The organism is Pantoea sp. EA-12, from assembly GCF_030053355.1.
GTDB classification, from domain to species: Bacteria; Pseudomonadota; Gammaproteobacteria; order Enterobacterales; family Enterobacteriaceae; genus Pantoea; species Pantoea vagans_C.
On the sequence record NZ_JASGBY010000012.1, the window covers coordinates 93882 to 112641 of the forward strand.

General features: G+C 54.1%; 12 protein-coding genes. 8 read left to right on the plus strand and 4 right to left on the minus strand.

Annotated elements, in window-relative coordinates:
• Positions 1-7 precede the first annotated feature (7 nt).
• Genes QMZ30_RS17915 through QMZ30_RS17940 form a run of 6 tightly spaced genes read left to right on the plus strand, consistent with a single transcriptional unit; the run spans position 8 to position 6178 of the window.
• Positions 8-1561 carry an ABC transporter ATP-binding protein gene (locus QMZ30_RS17915; RefSeq protein ID WP_283228414.1) on the plus strand — a complete coding sequence of 518 codons (1554 nt, stop codon included), beginning with the start codon at positions 8-10 and terminating at the stop codon, positions 1559-1561.
• Complete coding sequence (locus tag QMZ30_RS17920; protein WP_283228415.1) at positions 1545-2660, plus strand: ABC transporter permease; 1116 nt, start codon at positions 1545-1547, stop codon at positions 2658-2660. Before QMZ30_RS17915 ends, QMZ30_RS17920 begins: the two co-directional genes overlap by 17 nt.
• Positions 2657-3595: an ABC transporter permease gene (locus tag QMZ30_RS17925; RefSeq protein ID WP_039336929.1), complete on the plus strand. Its 939-nt coding sequence runs from the start codon at positions 2657-2659 to the stop codon at positions 3593-3595. The genes QMZ30_RS17920 and QMZ30_RS17925 overlap by 4 nt, the downstream gene beginning before the upstream one ends.
• 3 nt (positions 3596-3598) lie before the next feature.
• Positions 3599-4021, plus strand: a complete 423-nt coding sequence (locus QMZ30_RS17930; RefSeq protein WP_039336927.1) for a cupin domain-containing protein — start codon at positions 3599-3601, stop codon at positions 4019-4021.
• 1 nt (position 4022) lies between these two features.
• Positions 4023-4796, plus strand: coding sequence for a cysteine hydrolase family protein (locus QMZ30_RS17935; protein WP_283228416.1), 774 nt, complete (start codon positions 4023-4025; stop codon positions 4794-4796).
• Entirely contained in the window at positions 4793-6178 is a 1386-nt protein-coding gene (locus QMZ30_RS17940) for an amidohydrolase family protein (RefSeq protein ID WP_283228417.1), read from the plus strand. Before QMZ30_RS17935 ends, QMZ30_RS17940 begins: the two co-directional genes overlap by 4 nt.
• 44 nt (positions 6179-6222) lie before the next feature.
• Here the strand turns inward: QMZ30_RS17940 and iolG are convergent, their stop codons facing one another.
• From iolG to QMZ30_RS17960, 4 genes are all read right to left on the minus strand, one after another.
• A complete protein-coding gene (gene iolG, locus QMZ30_RS17945) occupies positions 6223-7233 on the minus strand; it encodes a bifunctional inositol 2-dehydrogenase/D-chiro-inositol 1-dehydrogenase (RefSeq protein ID WP_283228418.1) in 1011 nt (336 codons plus the stop codon).
• A gap of 31 nt (positions 7234-7264) precedes the next feature.
• Entirely contained in the window at positions 7265-8086 is an 822-nt protein-coding gene (locus QMZ30_RS17950) for a TIM barrel protein (RefSeq protein ID WP_283228491.1), read from the minus strand.
• A gap of 156 nt (positions 8087-8242) precedes the next feature.
• On the minus strand, positions 8243-9688 hold the full coding sequence (locus QMZ30_RS17955; protein ID WP_283228419.1) for a sugar porter family MFS transporter: 1446 nt from the start codon (positions 9686-9688) through the stop codon (positions 8243-8245).
• Positions 9689-9982: 294 nt separating this feature from the next.
• The gene (locus QMZ30_RS17960; RefSeq protein ID WP_283228420.1) at positions 9983-15520 is read right to left on the minus strand and encodes an autotransporter outer membrane beta-barrel domain-containing protein; all 5538 of its coding nucleotides are present in this window, start codon (positions 15518-15520) and stop codon (positions 9983-9985) included.
• Positions 15521-16103: 583 nt separating this feature from the next.
• Here QMZ30_RS17960 and QMZ30_RS17965 point away from each other — a divergent pair.
• A complete protein-coding gene (locus tag QMZ30_RS17965; RefSeq protein ID WP_283228421.1) occupies positions 16104-17447 on the plus strand; it encodes an MFS transporter in 1344 nt (447 codons plus the stop codon).
• Positions 17448-17592: 145 nt separating this feature from the next.
• Positions 17593-18750: an alpha-hydroxy acid oxidase gene (locus QMZ30_RS17970; RefSeq protein WP_283228422.1), complete on the plus strand. Its 1158-nt coding sequence runs from the start codon at positions 17593-17595 to the stop codon at positions 18748-18750.
• The last annotated feature ends 10 nt before the right edge of the window (positions 18751-18760 follow it).

Consider the following 18760-nt stretch of genomic DNA (forward strand, 5'->3'; position numbering starts at 1 on the left):
ATTTGCCATGACAGCAACAGCACCGGTGCGGGTCGCGCTCAACAACATCACCAAACGCTTTGCGCGCGTGATAGCGAATGACGGGGTTTCTCTCAGCATTAAAGCGGGGGAAATTCATGCGCTCTTAGGCGAAAACGGCGCGGGTAAAAGCACCCTGATGCAGATTCTTTATGGTTTGTATCAGGCGGATGAAGGCGAGGTGGTGGTGGATGGCAAAATCCAGCGCTTCCGCGATCCCAGCGATGCCATTCGCTGCGGCATTGGCATGGTGCACCAGGAATTTATGCTGGTGCAACCGATGACGGTGGTCGAAAACGTGGTGCTGGGGCTGAAAGAAAATCGTAGCGGCAGGCTCAATCTGCACGCTGCCGCGCAGCGATTAAAGGCGCTATCAGATAAACACGGTTTGGCAATTGATCCCTGGGCCAAAGTTCAGCATTTGCCGATTGGCGTGCAGCAGCGTGTAGAGATCCTCAAACTGCTGTATCGCGATGCTCAGGTTCTGATTCTCGATGAGCCTACCGCGGTACTGACCCCACAGGAAAAAGCCGGGCTTTTCGCCACGTTAAAATCGCTGTGTGCGGAAGGCCGATCGGTGGTCATCGTCACCCACAAACTGTATGAAATCATGGCCATCGCCCACCACGTTTCGGTGATGCGGGCAGGAAAGATGGTGGATTCCGTCGATATTAAAGACACTTCCGAGCGTGATTTGGCCAGACGGATGGTGGGCCGTGATGTAGTGCTGCGTGTGGACAAGGCGCCCTGCCAGCCGGGTAAAACGGTGCTGCAGGTTGATAATATTGCCGTACGTGACGCCAGCGGCCAGCAAAAAATCTGGCGCGTATCGCTGCAGGTAGCCGCAGGAGAGATTCTCGGCATTGCCGGCGTAGAAGGCAACGGTCAGTCGGAACTGGCCGAAGCGCTGCTCAATCTGCGTAAGCTGGAAGCCGGACGCATCTTACTCAATGGCGAAGATATCAGTGATGACACCCCTGCCATCCGGCGTAATAAAGGCATTGGCTTTATTCCTGCTGACCGGCGCGGAGTGGGATCGGTGACAGATTTGTCGATCACCGATAACGCCCTGTTAGGCCGCCAACACAGCTTCATCCGCGCACGCGGTTGGCTACTCGATCGTCAACGTATCAGCCAACATGCGCGTGACATCATTGCCCGCTTTGCCGTCCGAACCCCAGACGCCGCCTTCGAAGCCGGCAAGCTTTCGGGCGGTAATCTGCAAAAGTTAATCCTTGGGCGCGAAGTCGCCAGCGATCCCTGCTTGCTGGTGGTGGAACAACCTACGCGCGGGCTGGATGTCGGCGCGATTGAGAGTGTTTGGCAAGGGTTAATTGCGGCACGCGACCGCGGCTGCGCCATTCTGATGATTTCGGCTGAACTGGAAGAGATCATCAATCTCTCGGACCGCGTCGCCGTAATGTATGGCGGTCAAATTGCCGGTGAACTTCCCGTTGCTGACGCCACGCCCGAACGTCTGGGAGAGCTGATGGCCGGTGCGCATCTGCGTATGCAAGGAGGCGAACGTGAAGAAGCTGCTTGAGCGCCGTCTTGCGCCTGCGGAATCCACTGGCGCGCTGCTGTTGACCAGCAGTTGCGGTATTGCCGCCGCCTTTGTGATTGCCGGTTTATTGTTTATCCCCTTTGGCGGCAATCCCATTTCGGCCTATGGATTCCTGTTTAATGAAGCCTTTGGCTCACTGCGCAGCCTGGGATTGAGTGTGGTACAGGCCACACCACTGATGTTAATTGCGCTGGCGACCATCGTGGTGTGGCGTGCTGGACTCGGTTACATCGGTTTTGAAGGCTGCTTTCTGATGGGCGCGACGGCGGCAAGCTGGATCGCCCTCTCTGGGTCGCCACAAGGTTTCCCCTGGGCGATTCCGGCGCTGCTCTACTGGCCGATGGTGCTGTTGGCGGCGTTTTTCGCCGGAGCCATCTGGGCCGGATGGGTCGGCGCACTGCGGGTGAAATTTGGCGGCAACGATGTGCTGATTTCACTGATGGCCAACTATGTCGCGCTGTTTATCGTGCAATATCTGGTCTCCGGACCGATGCGCGCGCCAGGCGACCTACCACAAACCCCGCGTTTACCTGCTGATACATGGTTGCCTTTTGTCATGAGCGGTATGCGTGCGCACTGGGGGATTGCTATTGCCCTGGTTGCCACGATCTTCGTTTTCTGGCTGTTACGAGCCACCCCGGCGGGTTTCGAAATCAAGGTCGCCGGCCTCAACCCGCGCGCCGCACGCTACAGCGGGGTTGATGTCAATCGCCGTCAAATGGGTGCGGTGCTGCTGGGCGGTGGCCTGGCGGCGTTAGCAGGACTATGCGCCGTGCTCGGCGTGCAGCATCGATTAATGGATGGCATTTCAGGGGGCGTTGGCTTTATCGGTGTGGTGGTCGCGCTGCTGGCACGGCTTAACCCGCTGTTGGTCGTCCCTACCGCGATCCTGTACGGCGGGTTGGAAGTTGGCGGCAGTGCCATGCAACGCCAGACCGGTCTGCCCACCTCGGTGGTACTGATTTTGCAAAGTCTGGTGGTGCTATTGATTCTGGCGGGCGATCTGCTGCGCTATTACCGCATTAATCTGCCGGGGTTGCGTAAATCCGGCGCTCAGCTGGCGGAGGAGCAATCATGAATTTGCTGGCCAATCTTGATACTGCCTTCTTTATTAGCTGGCTGGCAGCAGCCGTGCGTCTTGCCGGACCGGTTTTGCTTGCGGCGCTGGGTGAGATCTATGCGGAACGTTCCGGGGTGCTGAACATTGGCATCGAAGGCACCATTCTGCTGGGCGCCCTGTCGAGTTACATGATGGCGGTAGAGAGTGGTTCGACGGCGTTGGGTTTTATTGCCGGAGGTGTCGGTGGGCTGATCGTAGGCTGTGTGCTGGCCGCCCTCTATCTGCGCGCCCACGCCAGCCAGGTGGTGGTCGGTATCGTGTTCAATATCCTTGCCGCCGGTTTAGCCACCTGGATTTATGCCCTGGTGATGGGCAACGGCGCATCGCCAACCATCCCCATGCTGGAGCCGTGGCACGTGCCGCTGCTCTCGGCGATCCCTTTCATTGGCCCGATCCTGTTTCAGCAGCCGCTGCCGCTTTATCTCACGCTGTTACTGGCGGTGCTGGCGCATTTCTGTCTGTTTCATACGCGCTTTGGCCTTTCGTTACGGGCCGTTGGGGAAAATCCGCGCGCGGCACATGCGGCAGGCCTCAATGTCCTGAAAATCCGCACCTGGGGCGTGATGTTCTCCTGCGTGGGGGCGGGTTTAGCTGGCAGCTATCTGGTCACCGCGCAGATTGGGCTGTTTCGCGACAACATCGTCAGCGGTCAGGGATTTATTGCACTGGCGATTGTGATTTTCGGTCGCTGGAGTCCGCTGAAAGCGCTGATCGCCGCATTTATCTTTGGCGCGGCCGATGCGTTACAGCTCTCATTGCAGTTATTTGAAAACAGCTTACCGCCGCAGGTGCTCCTCGCCCTGCCTTACCTGCTCACCATTTTGGCTATGTCTGGCGTGGTGGGAAGAACGTTGCAACCCGGCGCATTAACGCAGCCTTATCGCAAGGAATAACAGATGAAAACGTTTCGCTTCAATAATTTAAAGGACGTTCAGGCATTCCGCATCAGCCCGGACAGCAGCAACTATTTTGCCATCTTGTTTGATGAACCGCTGGATGGCATTAAGAACATCTTCGTGGTGGAAATTTTTAATGTCGGCGGCGCAACGCCACCCAATGAACATGCCACTGCCCACGAATTTTTCTATGTGCTGCACGGTGAAGGCATCGCCCGCTGCAATGACGATGAGCTGGCTATTAAGAAAGGCGATTCGTTGCTGCTGCATCCTGGCAACGATCACGCCATTCGCAACACCGGCAGCAGCAAGCTCTATACCCTGACCGTGATGACCCCCAATGAAGGTTTCTCCGAACTGATTCGCAGCGGTGACCCTGTCACGCTGGATGAAGAAGACCTGCGCATACTCACGGGAGCCTGATATGGCGGAAAACGTTTTAGGCAGCAGCCGTGCTAACCAGTGGCGAGTGTCACCCGCGATGGTTGATACCCGCCGACCGATGCAGCAGGCACGTTCGATGCAACTCAGCACGCGCGATCGCTCAGTGATTTTTGATTTACAGCAGACGGCCATCATCGTGGTGGATATGCAGAACGATTTTTGCCATCCCGATGGCTGGCTTGGGCACATCGGCGTGGATGTTACCCCTGCGCGTGCGCCCATTGCCCCGCTGCAAGCCCTGTTGCCCGCATTGCGCCACGCCGAAGTCCCGGTTATCTGGCTGAACTGGGGTAATCGGCCGGATAAACTGAATCTCAGTCCGGCGCTACTGCATGTGTATAACCCGCACGGTAATGGCGTCGGCCTTGGCGATCCCTTGCCTGTATCTGGCGCGCCCGTGTTGCAAGCGGGCAGCTGGGCGGCAGATGTAGTTGAGGAACTGACACCCGCAGCGTCAGATATTCGCGTCAACAAATACCGCATGTCCGGATTCCACGACAGCGAACTCGACAGCATTTTGCGCAATCTGGGCATTACCACATTGTTGTTTGCCGGTGTGAACCTTGACCAGTGCGTGCTCTGTACACTGCAGGACGCAAATTTTCGCGGCTACGACTGTTTGTTGCTGGAAGATTGCAGCGCCACCACCTCGCCGGATTATTGCCGCGACGCCACGCTGTATAACGTGCAGCAGTGCTTTGGTTTTGTGGTGAATGCCGCACAACTCCAGCAGCAGTTGGAGAGCGCGCCATGAGTTACTTATTGGCCGACGGCTGGATCATTACCATGAACCCGCAACGTGAGATCCTCGAACAAGCGAGTCTGGTTATTGAGGGCCATACCATTAGCGCGATTGGCACCCGCGAGAGCCTGAGCCAGCGCTTTCCCGAAGCAGAAGTGATTGATTGTCGTGAACGTATCATCATGCCCGGCATGGTTAACACCCACACGCACCTGTTCCAGACGCTGTTAAAAGGCCTGGGTGACGATATGGTGTTGAAGAAGTGGTTTACCTGTATGACCGGCCCGAGTGCTGTGGCACTCACCGAAGAAGATGTATACGCCGCTGCTCTGCACGGCTGTATGGAGTCGTTGCGTTCAGGTGTGACCTCACTGGTCGATTTCATGTATGCCCATCCACGACCAGGGCTGACGGCAAAAGTGATTGAAGCTTTCGAGGTCAGCGGCATCCGTGGTCACGTATGCCGGGGATTTCTCACCAGCGGCGCTGAGCACGGTATCCCGCAAGCCCTGATCGAAACGCCGGAAGCGGCATTAGCGGATGCGCGTCAGGTGATTCACCGTTTTCACAAAGTTGAGGGTCGCGTCAGAGTAGGATTAGCCCCCAGCATGATTTGGGCGCTGGATGAAGAAGTCTTGCGCGGGACACGCGCATTAGCCGATGAAACCGGTGTGTTGATCACCACCCATGTCGCAGAAACCGACTTCGAAATTGAACAGGCAAAGTTGCGATTCCAAAGTACGGACACCGAGTTTCTGAGTGATATTGGTTTCCTCGGCCCGGACGTGCTGGCGGTACACTGCGTGCAGTGCAGTTCACGGGATATCCGCGCCCTGAAACATCACGATACGCGCGTGTCGCACAACCCCTGTAGCAATCTCTACCTGGCCTCCGGTGTACCGCCGATACCGGAAATGCTGGCGGCGGGGCTGACGGTGGGCCTCGGTTCCGATGGCCCGGCCAGCAGCAACAACCATAATTTGTTCCAGGCAATGAAAGTGGCGGCGCTGCTGCAAAAAGGGTTCCATCGCGATCCCACCATCATGACGGCGGAAAAAGTACTGGAAATGGCCACCATCGACGGTGCGCGTGCCATCGGTCTGGATCACCTTGTCGGATCACTGGAGGTCGGCAAGCGTGCTGATGTGGTGATCGTCGACACTTCCCACCCCGCCATGACGCCTATTCATCACCCGGTCTCTTCACTGGTCTACTCCGCGCTGGGACATGAAGTCAGCGACGTGTTTGTTGATGGTGCTTATCTGTTACGTAACGGTGAGTTCACCCAACTCAATCAAGCCGAGGTGATGGCACGTTCGCAGCGTGCAGCGCATTCACTGGCTGTTCGAACGGGCAATGGCAAAGCGCGCGGTTGGCGTTCGATGGCGTTCTGAATTCAAGGGCATGCATCTGCATGCCCCTGTTACATGTGAGCGTGTCAGTTATAAAACGCCGGACGCGGTGGCATGGTAATCGGTACGATTTCACCGTTGTTCTGCGCAGCAACGCAGGCATCCGCGGCGACGGCAGCGGCAAAGCCATCCCAGGCGGACGGGCCAGTCATGTTGCCGGACAGCACATTATTGATGAAATCCTGCAATTCAACATCGTAAGCGTCAATAAAACGTTTTTTCCAGTCAGTCAGGATGCCGGTTGAAAGTTTGGCGGCACGGCGCGTTTGTACAGACATCGGCTCCGGCAGGTTGGCAATTCCACTTTCTCCCACCACCTGGCACTGAATATCGTAACCGTATTCACAGTTGACGAAAATTTCCACGTCGATGCGTACGCCCTTGGCGGTTTCCAGCAGCACGATCTGAGGATCTTTCAAATGCGATGACGCTTTACGGGTTTTGCGCGGATAAATCACCTGGGCACTGACGTAATCATCCTTTAACAACCAGCGCAGCACATCCAGCTCATGGATCAGCGTATCGGTAATCGCCATATCGGTGGTGTAACTCTCGCCCACTTCCGGGTTTCGGTGTGCACAGTGCAACATCAGCGGTTCGCCAATCTCACCGCTATCAATAACATTTTTCAACGCGCGGTAGCCGCTGTCATAGGGACGCATAAAGCCGACCTGCACTAACTTTTTACCGGCAGCGATCTCTGCTTCCACGATGTTTTTACACCCCTGAGCCGTGACGGCCAGCGGTTTTTCACAGAACACCGCTTTACCCGCTTTAATGGCAGCCAACACAAACTCTTCATGGGTCGGCCCCCAGGAGGTCACCAGAATGGCCTGCACATCCGCGGCATTAATCAGGTCATGCGCGTTGTCGTAGATCTCAGCCTTCAGACCCAGATCGTTAATCACCTGCTCACAGTTGCCACGGTTGATGTCATTCAGAGCAACAACACGTGAGTTTTGAAGTACCTGGCTGCAACGGCGAATGTGTTCACGTCCGATAGCGCCAGTGCCGATTACACCAATATTGAGTGTCATGCTTCTTTCCTTAATTTGTGTGCAGGTGAAATTAGTGGTTGAGATATTCGATACTGGTGCGGATTTCACGCGCGATATCCGCTTCGCTCCATCCATCCATCACCGATGAAAACGGCTCAAAGGCGTAAATGCCGGTGTAGCCCATCTCTTCAAGACGTTGAACTTGCTGTTTTGACTTCAACAGATCATCAGCGCTCAGCATGATGCGTTCTTCATCCGTCAAGGTATGAACAGGACGAGCGTCCGTGACACCCGATAGATGCACCAAACCGATGTTCCTCACATCAACACCACCGGCGAAGTCCTGCTCTGCCCCCTCGTACAAATGATGATGGAAAGTATCGAGGACGATTTTGAACGGGACACCGGCCTGTTTGATCAACTGCTGGGCCAGCGCGGCAGAACGCAGTGAGCTTTGCGGGAAGCCCAGCGGCTCCACCAGCCCTTCAATGCCATATTCGGCAAATAACGGTGCCAGCGTTTGCAATGCTGCTATCGTTTGCTGGTGAGAAATAACGGTGCCGTCATTAAGCGGGCAAAGCACCAGGGCCTTCGCTCCCATTTCCCGCGCGTCTTTTAATAAGCCTCGCGTTTTTTCCAGCACCTCTTCACTTAATTGATTAAACGGGTAAACAGCATTGATGGTTTCAATTTCAAGGCCATATTGTTGAGTCAGAGAATGAACCACCTCTCCTCCCAAACCATCCGTCACACTGCCACTTTTCATATCATTGCGAATTTCCACCTTATATATCCCAAGGTCATTCACCAATGTGAAAAATTGTTCAACAGTTAAATTCGGCGCAATCTTGCGGTTCACGCAAAAGCGTTCGTGACTTATTTTATAGGTCATGATCTTTCCTGAAATAATAAACATTAGGTTTGGTGAAATGTTCTGTTTTGCTGTCACGCATTAACTGGTTTTGATAGTAAGTTATCTTTTGGTTTCCGACTGCGTGAACCTTGAGTGATTTACATCAACGTCGCTCAGACCGGAGCTGCGTCACATTTATGGCTTACCGTCATACAGTTCATAGAAGTAATGCTCGACCTGCTCCAGACTGCGCCCACGCGTTTCCGGAATAGTGCGCAACACAAACAGTGAGCCTCCAATCCCGATGATGGCAAAGGTCAGGAACGCGCCAGCCAGACCAAATGCCGCCAGCAGAATCGGGAATGCCATGGAAATGGCAAAGTTGGCCATCCACAGGGCGAATACCGCGCCGCCCATACAGATACCCCGCATGCGCGCCGGGAATATTTCGGACAGTAGTAGCCAGGTCACCGGTGAGAGCGCACCCTGCTGGAAGCAGAGGAACATCAGCATCCCGGCCAAAACCAGATAAGCGCGCAGCAGATTGACCTCACCGCCCAGATGGTATTCCGGCATGAAGAAACAAACGGCAGCGATAAAGAACAGGCAGGCAGTACAACCCATTTGCCCCACCAGTACCAACGGGCGGCGGCCAATTTTGCCAATCATCCAGATACCGACCAGCGTCATCAGCACCGAAATCACCCCATTAGCAATGGTGGCAAACAGTGCTGCATCATTGCTCAAGCCTGTTGCCGTCAGCATGGTGGGTGCGTAGTACATGATGGTGTTCACACCGGTAAGCTGCTGAATGGCGGCAATACCAATACCCAGCAAGAACACCTTGCGCAGCCATGGGGTGCGTAAATCGCGCAGTCGCCCTTTTCCTTTCTGCCGGTTCTCTTCGATCGTCTCTTCTATCTCTTCCAGCTCCCATTCGACATCTTCTGCCGCACGGGTCTTCTCAAGTACTTTCCTCGCCTCAGCGCTATTGCCACGCATCACATGCCAGCGCGGGCTTTCCGGCATAAATATCATGCCGATCCACAGCAGCACCGCGGGAACCGTGGAGATCGCCAGCATCCAGCGCCACGTGTGCTCACCGCCCCAGATTTCATTAAAGGTCGCGTTAGAGACATAGGCCAATAGCTGACCGGAAACGATCATTAATTCTTGCAGTGTTACCAGTTGACCGCGCTTGTTCGCGGGCGCGATTTCAGCGATATACACCGGCACCGTCGCCGCCGCACCGCCCACTGCAATCCCCAGGAACAACCTGGAGACGATCATGGAAACAACGTCCGGGGCAAAGGCGGAACCCACAGCACCAACGGCGAAAATAAACGCCAGCGAGATGATGATTTTGCGGCGGCCCAGCGCATCGGCAAAGTGTCCCGCCAGTAAGGCCCCAAACGCCGCACCAAACAGCAGTGAACTGGTCACTAATCCGGTGGTGAATGGCGTTAGCTGCAAATCATTGCGCATAAATAACAGTGCACCTGACACCACGCCGGTATCGTAGCCAAATAATAAACCGCCTAAGGTTGCCACGAGCGCAATAATCTTCACAAATGGCTCAGTGCGCGTGGCACTATTTGGACCTGACGTGGTGTTGCTGGAGATATAAAGTTCTTTTTCCATAAACCCTCCTGGTAAAAAGCATTAGGAAATACAGCAGAACAAAACAGACGTTCACGCTATCGGTATTTTTATTTCATGTTAATTATTATTTAAAACGTTGCGTTCAAAGTGTGAGATCAAGCATTGTGGTTATTTTATTTTGATGGATTTACATCAAGCGTTGGCAGATTTTATTTTAAGATGTAATAAATGAATATATCGCTGACGAATGATGAGGATTTAAATTAAGCCGGGAGTCAATGTGGGAATATGAAAACCCTTACGCCAAACCTATTAGCGTAAGGGTTAATCAGATTAAAACTGCCAGCGTACACCACCATTGTAGCGCCAGCCCTTCGTTCCGTTACCGTCAATCTCCTGGCGATAATCCGCTTCGGCATACAGGGAAACATTGCTTTTTAAGGTTGCGGTGCCGCCAATACCCACATCCCACATCTGACCGAACTCACCGCTGTCAAAGCTGACACTCTGCGCACTACCGTTATCACTGGCCTGCATCGTTGCTGCGCCACCCCAGCCACGCGTGTAGTTGGTACGCAAATAAGGCGTATATTGTTGCCCAGCCGCATCCTGCCAGGTGCGATCCAGTTTAGCCCCCACACGGCCAATGGTTTGATCGTAGCTTCCCCAACGTACACGGGTATTATCCTCGTCAACCAGGTCATCCATATTGAGCTGCAAATACATTAACTGCGCCTGCGGCTCAAGGCGAATACCGTTGCCAAGCTGCCAGGGATAGCCGGTTTCCAGTGAAGCGCCCCAGCCATTGCCTTTCAACTTGCCGACGTCTTTCTGCCGCGCAATGTCGGTATCGCCACGGTGCCAGTCAAATGACAGCGTGCCGTCTACATACAGGCCATTGTCACGCAGCCAGGTCGCATATAACGACAGCGTATCGTTGTCGAGGCTGGTGGAACTGTAGCCATCTGCTGCCTGCGGGCGAATACGGGCATTACCACGGGTGTAAGCCACGCCTGCACGTAAGCTGTCGTTGGCACCCTGTAGGTGAATCAGATTTCCGCCCAATTGTACCGCGCTGTAATCCAGATCGAAGTCGTAGCCATATTGGCTCAGGCTGCGATCAGTTTTGTAGGTCAGGTTGGAGCCCAGATAGCGAATAAACATCTCGCCGCCGTTACCAGCAGAGCTATCTTGATCCTGTCGTAACTCACCTAATCGCTTGTGCAGATCGTCCATCACCGCCATGTTGTAGTAGGCCAACCCGACAGGTGCAGAAATATAGGACGGCATTTGAGGGGTGAGTTGAGGCCGCACTGCGTTACCTGCCGCGTTGCTGATGAAGTTGTTCGCCAGCCGATAATCCCATGCAGCACCGTTGGTGCTGCTATAGAGCCCATATTGATAAGGGCCCGATGCCACATAGCCGTTCGCCAACGCGAAGCTGCTGGCGCTGGCGCTCCCGGTAACCTGAACCAGCGAAATGCCCTGGTCCGGCGTGATAACAGCCCCGTCGCCCGCCACCGGTTTGACATCCAGCAAGGTCGTGCCGCCGCTATTGCCGTTAACGCGCAGGTTATCACTGGCTCCTCCGCTGGCTAATTGCGTGTTGAGTTTCACGCGACCACCGACAGCATTAAGATCGCCATCGATCGTTAACGTATTACCCGGCGCACCGTTACCATTGGTGAGATCCAGCATCCCGGCATTATTCACCACCAGCGATCCATCCGTGGCACCACTCAACAGCGGATTCACACCATCACCGGCGAACAGGGTCGATCCCTCGCCGATATTGATAGTGCTGTGCGCCAGCTTCAGGTTATCGGTCAAAGTCCATTGCGTGTGGTCGAAGTTGATGGTGCTCCAGCCACCGCCAAGGTTGGTACCTTTGCTGAGATCGTCGGCACTGAAGGAGCCGCCGCGCGCGCTGATATCGCTAAAGTTCAAGGTGCTACCTGCGCCGTTATTGGTGGTAATGTGACGCGTGTTGGCGAGGTCAACGTTAGCCACCAGCGCCTGATTGGTGCCGTCGCCCATGGTCAGGCTGCCATTTAATGTGCCACCCGAAACCTGCAAACTATCGTTGCCATTGCCCGTGTTGACGTCACCGACCACACTCCCCGCCAGTAACGCGATTTGATCGTCGCTGGCGCCTCCCGCCACCACAATGGTTTCCGGGAAAGGAGCACTGATATTGCCTTGGTTAATAAAACGCGTCTGCCCGCCACGCAGGTCAATAATCGGCGAAACGGTGCTCAATGAAATAATGCCACCCCGGTTAATCACCTCACTGGCGGTACTGGTGACAATCGCCGAACCACCCGATTGGTCATACACCGCAATGGTACCTTCGTTGGTGACCGTTCCTGTGGTGTTAGCGCGTACCCCGGTGTTATTGCCGGAGACAAAGATGTAATAGTTTGGCCCAATCGTCAGATCGTTATGGCTGACTGAGCCATCCTCATTGGCGAACAGATAACCGATACCCTTACCGTTGCCACTGACGTTTATGTAGGCATGGCCCTCGGGATCAAAAGAGGTGGCTGAACGAATGCCGTTACCGTCGTTGACATCAATGCGGGCATAATTCAACGCGATATTGCTGGATTCAGCACGGTTATTGATCACGTTGCTGCTGCCATATAACTCTACGTGATCAGCGCTAAACCCCGCTGCGCCGTTATCGATCAGCACGGTGTCTGCATTACCGCCAGCACCAATCGAACTGGTGTAGCTGCTGTAAGTATCGCCTTGACCGTCTCCGATGATATTGAGTGAACCACCGCTGCCGACACGAATGGCGGCAGTGCCCTCGGAGTAAAGTTGACCACTACTTTGTAGATAGATTGAGCTTCCCGAGGAGGCATCCAGCGCTACGCCTTTGTTGGCGGAAATCGAACCGCTGTTAATCAGTAGGCCGCCATCTATCAGCCCTACCGCGCTGCTGTTGTTGCCGTTGAGCGTGACGGTGCCCTGATTATTGACATTGCCGCCGCCCCCCGCGCTTAACAACGTGATGTTTTCAGCATCTGTATTTAGACTGGTGCTGTTGCTGATGCTGCTCAAGCCTTCAAGCGCCTGGTAACCGACCTGATTCGCGTCATGGAACACGATGTTGCTACCCGCGCCAATTACCACCGTGCCGCCATTGCCCGCCTGCGCGCCCACGGCATGATCGCCATACAGATTGATGGTGCCGTTTTGGTAGAAGTAACCAAGATCGCCAAACGCCACGCCACCCACTGAAGGCTGCGCCGCACTGGCATTACCTGCGGTGACGTTGATGGTGCCATTGTTGGTGGCACGTGCGGCAACCGAATAGCTATACCCTTCCGCGTATATCCCGGTGCTGCCGTTGCTGACCGAGACCGTACCGTTGTTGGTGGCCGTGGCACCCAACGACATGATGCCGGTGGCATTGTTGCCACTCAGGGTAATCCCGCCGTTGTTGATCAACTGCCCCTGACTGCTGGCGATAAAACCAATCTGCTGATCCTGAGTGCCGTTGAGGTTGGCATTGTTAGTCAATAGCGTGTTGGTATACGGCAGATAGGTGGAGTTGGTGATATTGCCGGTGAGATCGGTACGATTTCCCTGCACTTGCCCCGCAATACTGTGTACACCGTTCATATTGAAGGTAGTGGCGGCATCAATCGTTCCCTGCGCGGCGCCTTCAATGCGCAAACCGATGCCGTTATCGCCGAGATTGAAGATGGCATTGCCGGTGGTGACCTGGGTGTTGTCACCGCTGCCAATGACCGCAGTTGAGAGGTCACCGTTGGAACTTAGCGTCATGCCGCTGCCATCAAAGTTTGCCCCATCCTGCACGCGGAAAAGGGTTGAGTTCACACCCGTCACGCCATAGCTGCCGTTAGCAGGCAACGCGATATGGGCGTCAGGACCGATAGTGAGAAAAGTGATTTGATCGGAGCTGCTGTTGCCGGTTGGGATGGCACTTTGCGCGACGCTCACGCTGGCATTGCCTTCTGCACGAATACCGATGGCACCCGCGCCATTTAGGGCGATCGGGCCGCTGATATCGGCCGAAGCCGTGCCGCTGTCGGTTCCTTTAACCCACACCGCGGTGTTACGCGTGCCTCCTGCGGCATTTGCGTTACCCGAGATATTTACGGGTCCGGTTGACCAGGTATAAGCCTGATTGCCGTCGTTGGCGGTGACCATCAGGCCCGTGCCATTATCACCGTTGAGGTTAATCACTCCTGCGTTGCCGATTTGCCCGCCTCGGCCTGCATCAATGACTTCCAGCCCGGTGCCGCGACCATTAACATCAATCACACCATTGTTGCGGGTCACCGCATCATCTGCACCATTCACGCTGATCGCTGCACCACTTTGCACTTGAGATCCGACAACAATGTGCCCGTTATTAATGACGCTGGAGTTGTCATATTGCAGGATGCCGATCGCACTGCTCAGTGGCGTGTCGGTGGTGGCATCGCCGGGCTGATTTTGCGGCGTGCGCCCGAGATAAATCGTGCCATTGTTGGTGAAGGTACTGGTCTCGCCGCTGAGTGCCACGGCCGTGCCACTGTCGTTGCCTCCGACCAGGTTAATCGTGCCGTTGTTCACCCCACTGCTGCTTACCAGGCTGACGGCGGAGCCGGCACTGTTAATGATGCCGTTGTTGATAAAGTGACTGTTGCTGGCGTTGACCGCCAGGCCATTGGGACCCAGTGTGCTGCTGTCGATCCCGCTGCCCTGCGCGTTATTAAAGAACCCGCTATTGATAACGCCGTTGTTTATGCCGTTGCTGCCACCGGTTAGCACCAGCGCATCGTCATCCGTTAATCCACTACCGGTACTGGCCAGTTTGCCATTGATAGTCGCGGTCGCTCCGTTATCCGCGCGCATTGCTCCGCCGTTGGCATTCGCTACCTCCAGGGTTTTGCCGGTTTCAATGGTGGCATGAGCATTTGCCCCGTCGGCGCTGAGTACAATGCGTTCGCCAATTGGCAGGAAGGCTTCATCGTCATCAGGCGTGTTCACGCCCCATACCACCAGCCGACTACTCAAGGTGACGGCTTTATTAAATTCGGTATTGTAGTCGGCGCTGCTGATCTGTCCGTTTTGCAGTTGCTCAATTAGCCAGTCGTTGTAACTTTGCAGATCCGTTAGAGAAGTAACATTGAAATCGGTGGTATCGCCGTAGAGCGTCGTCACGCTAAATGCGCCGTTATAGCTCACAAGATTATCAACGTTGAGTCCCCAGCGTGACACCGCCGGAATCTGTGTGGCGGTAAACGTGATGCGATTATCAGAATCCCAATTCATGTTGCCTTTGTTGCTGGCGGTAAATAAGCGGCTCTGTTTCGCTGCCATCTCCCAGCCATTTGTGACGGTGCTGGCTCCCTCGGTGCCCAATTGCACATTGATGGTGCCGTTACTCACCGATGCAACGCGAGTATCAATGTACTGCTGATTTTTTACCTCTTCGAAATCGGTTACCACCGTACTGCTGTCTACAGGCGCCAGATTGCTCAATGCAGCGCTGTTATAAGTTTGAAAGTCGCTGTAAGAGCGATGGTCTTCATTGGGAACTGATATCGTGTAATCCTGCGCCCCCAGACTCAGGCGAGGTTGGCCAAGCACGTTATTGTCCGAGACCAGCCTGCCCTGATCCTGTATTTCACCAATCGTCACCTGCACTTCACCACTTTTTCCCGGCGCAAACTGCGGTAAGCCCGTGAGTGATTGCGTGCTGCCATTGCAGACACAAAAGACACCCACTTTATTGTCATTCGTAGCCGGGTCGAAAGGCTGAATGACCGCAGCAGTGGTTTGTACCACAGGAATGATGATGCCTTGAGCAGCCAGAAGACTTAACGCGAGCGGTTTCAGTTTGAACAACATCCTTTCCTCCAGAGAGAAAATAATATTTTGCGCACGGCAAAGCAGCGCCATGCATGACGTTTGAATAAAAGAATGAGGTAAAGCTGGAATAGATAACCTGCTGTGTAGGGTTATCTCATCATTTCGTAAAGAAAACGTCTAGCTGGAGTTAAGGTGATGGGAGAAGGTTAAGCCAAATTAGGAATTAGCCGTTTACTATCAACAGTTAATAACGCAAGGATTTTCAGATTATTTCCGTTATGAATCAACACACTGGGAAGTTAATGAGAACCATTCATTATTATATAAATCAAGAAATAAAAATTGATAACATTCAGGTGATTCATCTATCAAGAGAGAAGAGACAAAATTAAAACAGATCCAAGTAATATTTTATTTAAACAATTAAGCAGAATAAGCACAGCCATAATGGAACTTTATATTATTCATTATCAAGCGGGTTTTTATGAAACACAATCAGGATGAGAAGTGAGGTTTAGCGTGTCATAAAACAGCAGCCTGGAACTGTGATCATCCGCGCAACAAACGATCAAACCTTCTTGTATGGTAGTCTAACACTATAAAACTAAGCAGGATTGTTGTTATGGCATCTTCCACCCTTACCCACACTCAGGCTACCGAGAAAAATCACACCTCATTGATTCGTCGGGTGGCCAGTGCATCGGCCATTGGCACTGCGGCGGAGTACTATGACTTCTTCGCCTACGGCACAGCGGCCGTACTGTTTTTTGGTCACTTATTTTTTCCCAGCCACGATCCTCTGATCAGCACGCTGGCGGCATTTGCCACTTACGCCGTGGGCTTCCTTGCACGTCCTATTGGCGGGATAGTTTTTGGTCATATTGGCGATAAAGTCGGTCGCAAAAAAGCGCTGGTGGCCACCATCCTGATCGTGGGACTGGGCACCTTCTGCATCGGATTACTACCGACTTACGAGAAGATCGGCATCTGGGCGCCAGTGCTGTTGATTGCCATTCGTCTGCTGCAAGGCTTCGGTGTGGGCGGTGAACAGGCAGGTGCTGTATTGATGACCGCAGAGTATTCGCAAGCATCACGCCGTGGTTTCTTCGCCAGCTGGGTGCAAATCGGCGCGCCAGTGGGCTTCTTACTGCCGTTGGCACTGTTTGCCATTCTTAATGCCACGCTGTCTGCTGAACAGATGATGGACTGGGGCTGGCGCGTGCCGTTCCTGTTAAGTGCATTGTTAGTGATTGTCGGCCTGTTTATCCGTCTGCGTATTGATGAGTCGCCAGTGTTCGCCGCCATCCGTGAAACCAAAGCAGCGGAGTCACGTCCCTTAAAAGAGGTGCTACGCGGCAATCCTAAATTAGTGGTGAATGGCGTGGCGGCTAAGTTGATTGAAGCCTGTGCGTTTGCGCTGTTTACGGTCATTATTCTTGCATGGGGCAAAGCAAATAATCTCGATTCCGGCATTCTGATGAACAGCATGATCGTGGCGGTGATTCTCGAAGTCTTCGCCATCCCGATGATGGGGGCGCTATCAGATAAAATCGGCCGTAAACCGGTGTATATGATGGGTGCGTTATTGATTGTTATCGCAATTGTGCCGTTCTTCTATGCCCTGTCGCAAAACAGCTACTGGCTCACACAAATCGCGATGATCGTTGCCCTGACACTGGGTCATAGCATGTGCTACGCCCCACAAGCCTCGTGGTTCCCTGAACTGTTCCCCACTCACATCCGCTGCAGCGGCATCGCGGTGATTTGGCAGATTGGTTCCCTGATTGGCAGCGGCGTGCTCGGCTTAGTGGCGGTTAAAATTCTGCAGATGACAGACGGTCATTGGTATGGACTGGCACTGTATGTGGCGGTGTTGGGCGTGATTTCGGTCATTGGCCTGCTGCGCCTGCCGGAAACCGCGCCTGGACGCCGCAACGGCGAATATCATCCCTGGCAGCAGCATTAATCTGTGAATAGGAGCGGCACCGTGCCGCTCTGCTTTGTTATGCATTATTCAGAATAGCTTTGCCAGTTTCAGCATTTGCTAAAATCACCCGGTGCAATAGCATGCGTTTTCATCATGTTACCTCGCCCCACCGAATTGGTTACCCATGCGCAAACAGTTTGAGCGTTGTCTTTCCCTGAATGACTTCGAAAAATACGCCGTTAAGCGGCTGCCGCACCCGCTTTATGCCTATGTGTCGGGTGGCGTTGAGGACAACCAGGCGCTCCAGCATACGCTGCGATCCTACGCGCGCTACAGCCTGATCCCAGAAAATATGGTGGATGTTTCACACCGCAACACCGAGGTCGAGTTGTTCGGTCATCACTACGCTGCACCAGTGGGCATCGCACCGATGGGTATTTCTGCCATTACCGGGTTTCAGGGTGATATCGCGTTGGCGCGTGCAGCAGCAGAGAAAAACGTGCCCTTTATCATGAGCGGATCGTCGCTGATCCGCCTGGAAGATGTGGCGGCCGTGAATCCCAATATGTGGTTTCAGGCTTACCTGCCGAAAACGCTGGCAGAGATTGATGCCTTGATAGATCGCGTGCAACGTGCCGCGATCCCTGTATTGGTGGTCACAGTCGATACCCCTGTCAAAGCCAACCGCGAAAACAATGTGCGCGCTGGGTTTGCAACGCCGTTTCGCCCCAGTCTGACATTAGCCTGGCAAGGCTTTACCCATCCTCGCTGGCTCACCGGCACCTTGATAAAAACCTTACTGACCAGCGGCATGCCTTACTTCGAAAACAACAATGCGGTACGTGGCGCACCGCTGTTTTCGAAAAATGCCGTACGCGATTTTAGTGGCCGCAGTCATCTCACCTGGCAGCACATTGAACATATTCGTCAACGCTGGCCCGGCACGATGGTGATTAAAGGCATCCTCAGCCGCAACGATGCGGTGCGCTGCAAAACTATCGGTATAGACGGCATTGTGGTGTCGAATCACGGTGGCCGCCAACTGGACACCGTCATCCCACCAATTTATGTCTTGCCGGAAATTGTCGAAGCCGCCGGAAACATGACGGTGATGTTCGATAGCGGGATTCGTCGTGGCACCGATGTCATCAAAGCGCTGGCGCTGGGGGCAAAATCTTGCTTCGTAGGACGCCCCTTTAACTATGCCTGTGCGGTGGGTGGATCAGCAGGCGTGTCGTGGGCGCTGGATTTGATTATCAATGAGGTCAGCCGCGATTTAGGCATGCTGGGCGCACCTTCGCTGGCTGACCTCAATCTCCGGCATTTACGTCAGACTGAGTGACAATGTCACG

What these genes read in the sequence shown, in the direction of transcription:
- QMZ30_RS17915 (WP_283228414.1), top strand. Translation starts at nt 8, where the DNA reads ATGACAGCAACAGCACCGGTGCGGGTCGCGCTCAACAACATCACCAAA.
- QMZ30_RS17925 (WP_039336929.1), top strand. Translation starts at nt 2,657, where the DNA reads ATGAATTTGCTGGCCAATCTTGATACTGCCTTCTTTATTAGCTGGCTG.
- QMZ30_RS17930 (WP_039336927.1), top strand. Translation starts at nt 3,599, where the DNA reads ATGAAAACGTTTCGCTTCAATAATTTAAAGGACGTTCAGGCATTCCGC.
- QMZ30_RS17935 (WP_283228416.1), top strand. Translation starts at nt 4,023, where the DNA reads ATGGCGGAAAACGTTTTAGGCAGCAGCCGTGCTAACCAGTGGCGAGTG.
- QMZ30_RS17940 (WP_283228417.1), top strand. Translation starts at nt 4,793, where the DNA reads ATGAGTTACTTATTGGCCGACGGCTGGATCATTACCATGAACCCGCAA.
- iolG (WP_283228418.1), bottom strand. Translation starts at nt 7,233, where the DNA reads ATGACACTCAATATTGGTGTAATCGGCACTGGCGCTATCGGACGTGAA.
- QMZ30_RS17950 (WP_283228491.1), bottom strand. Translation starts at nt 8,086, where the DNA reads ATGACCTATAAAATAAGTCACGAACGCTTTTGCGTGAACCGCAAGATT.
- QMZ30_RS17955 (WP_283228419.1), bottom strand. Translation starts at nt 9,688, where the DNA reads ATGGAAAAAGAACTTTATATCTCCAGCAACACCACGTCAGGTCCAAAT.
- QMZ30_RS17960 (WP_283228420.1), bottom strand. Translation starts at nt 15,520, where the DNA reads ATGTTGTTCAAACTGAAACCGCTCGCGTTAAGTCTTCTGGCTGCTCAA.
- QMZ30_RS17965 (WP_283228421.1), top strand. Translation starts at nt 16,104, where the DNA reads ATGGCATCTTCCACCCTTACCCACACTCAGGCTACCGAGAAAAATCAC.
- QMZ30_RS17970 (WP_283228422.1), top strand. Translation starts at nt 17,593, where the DNA reads ATGCGCAAACAGTTTGAGCGTTGTCTTTCCCTGAATGACTTCGAAAAA.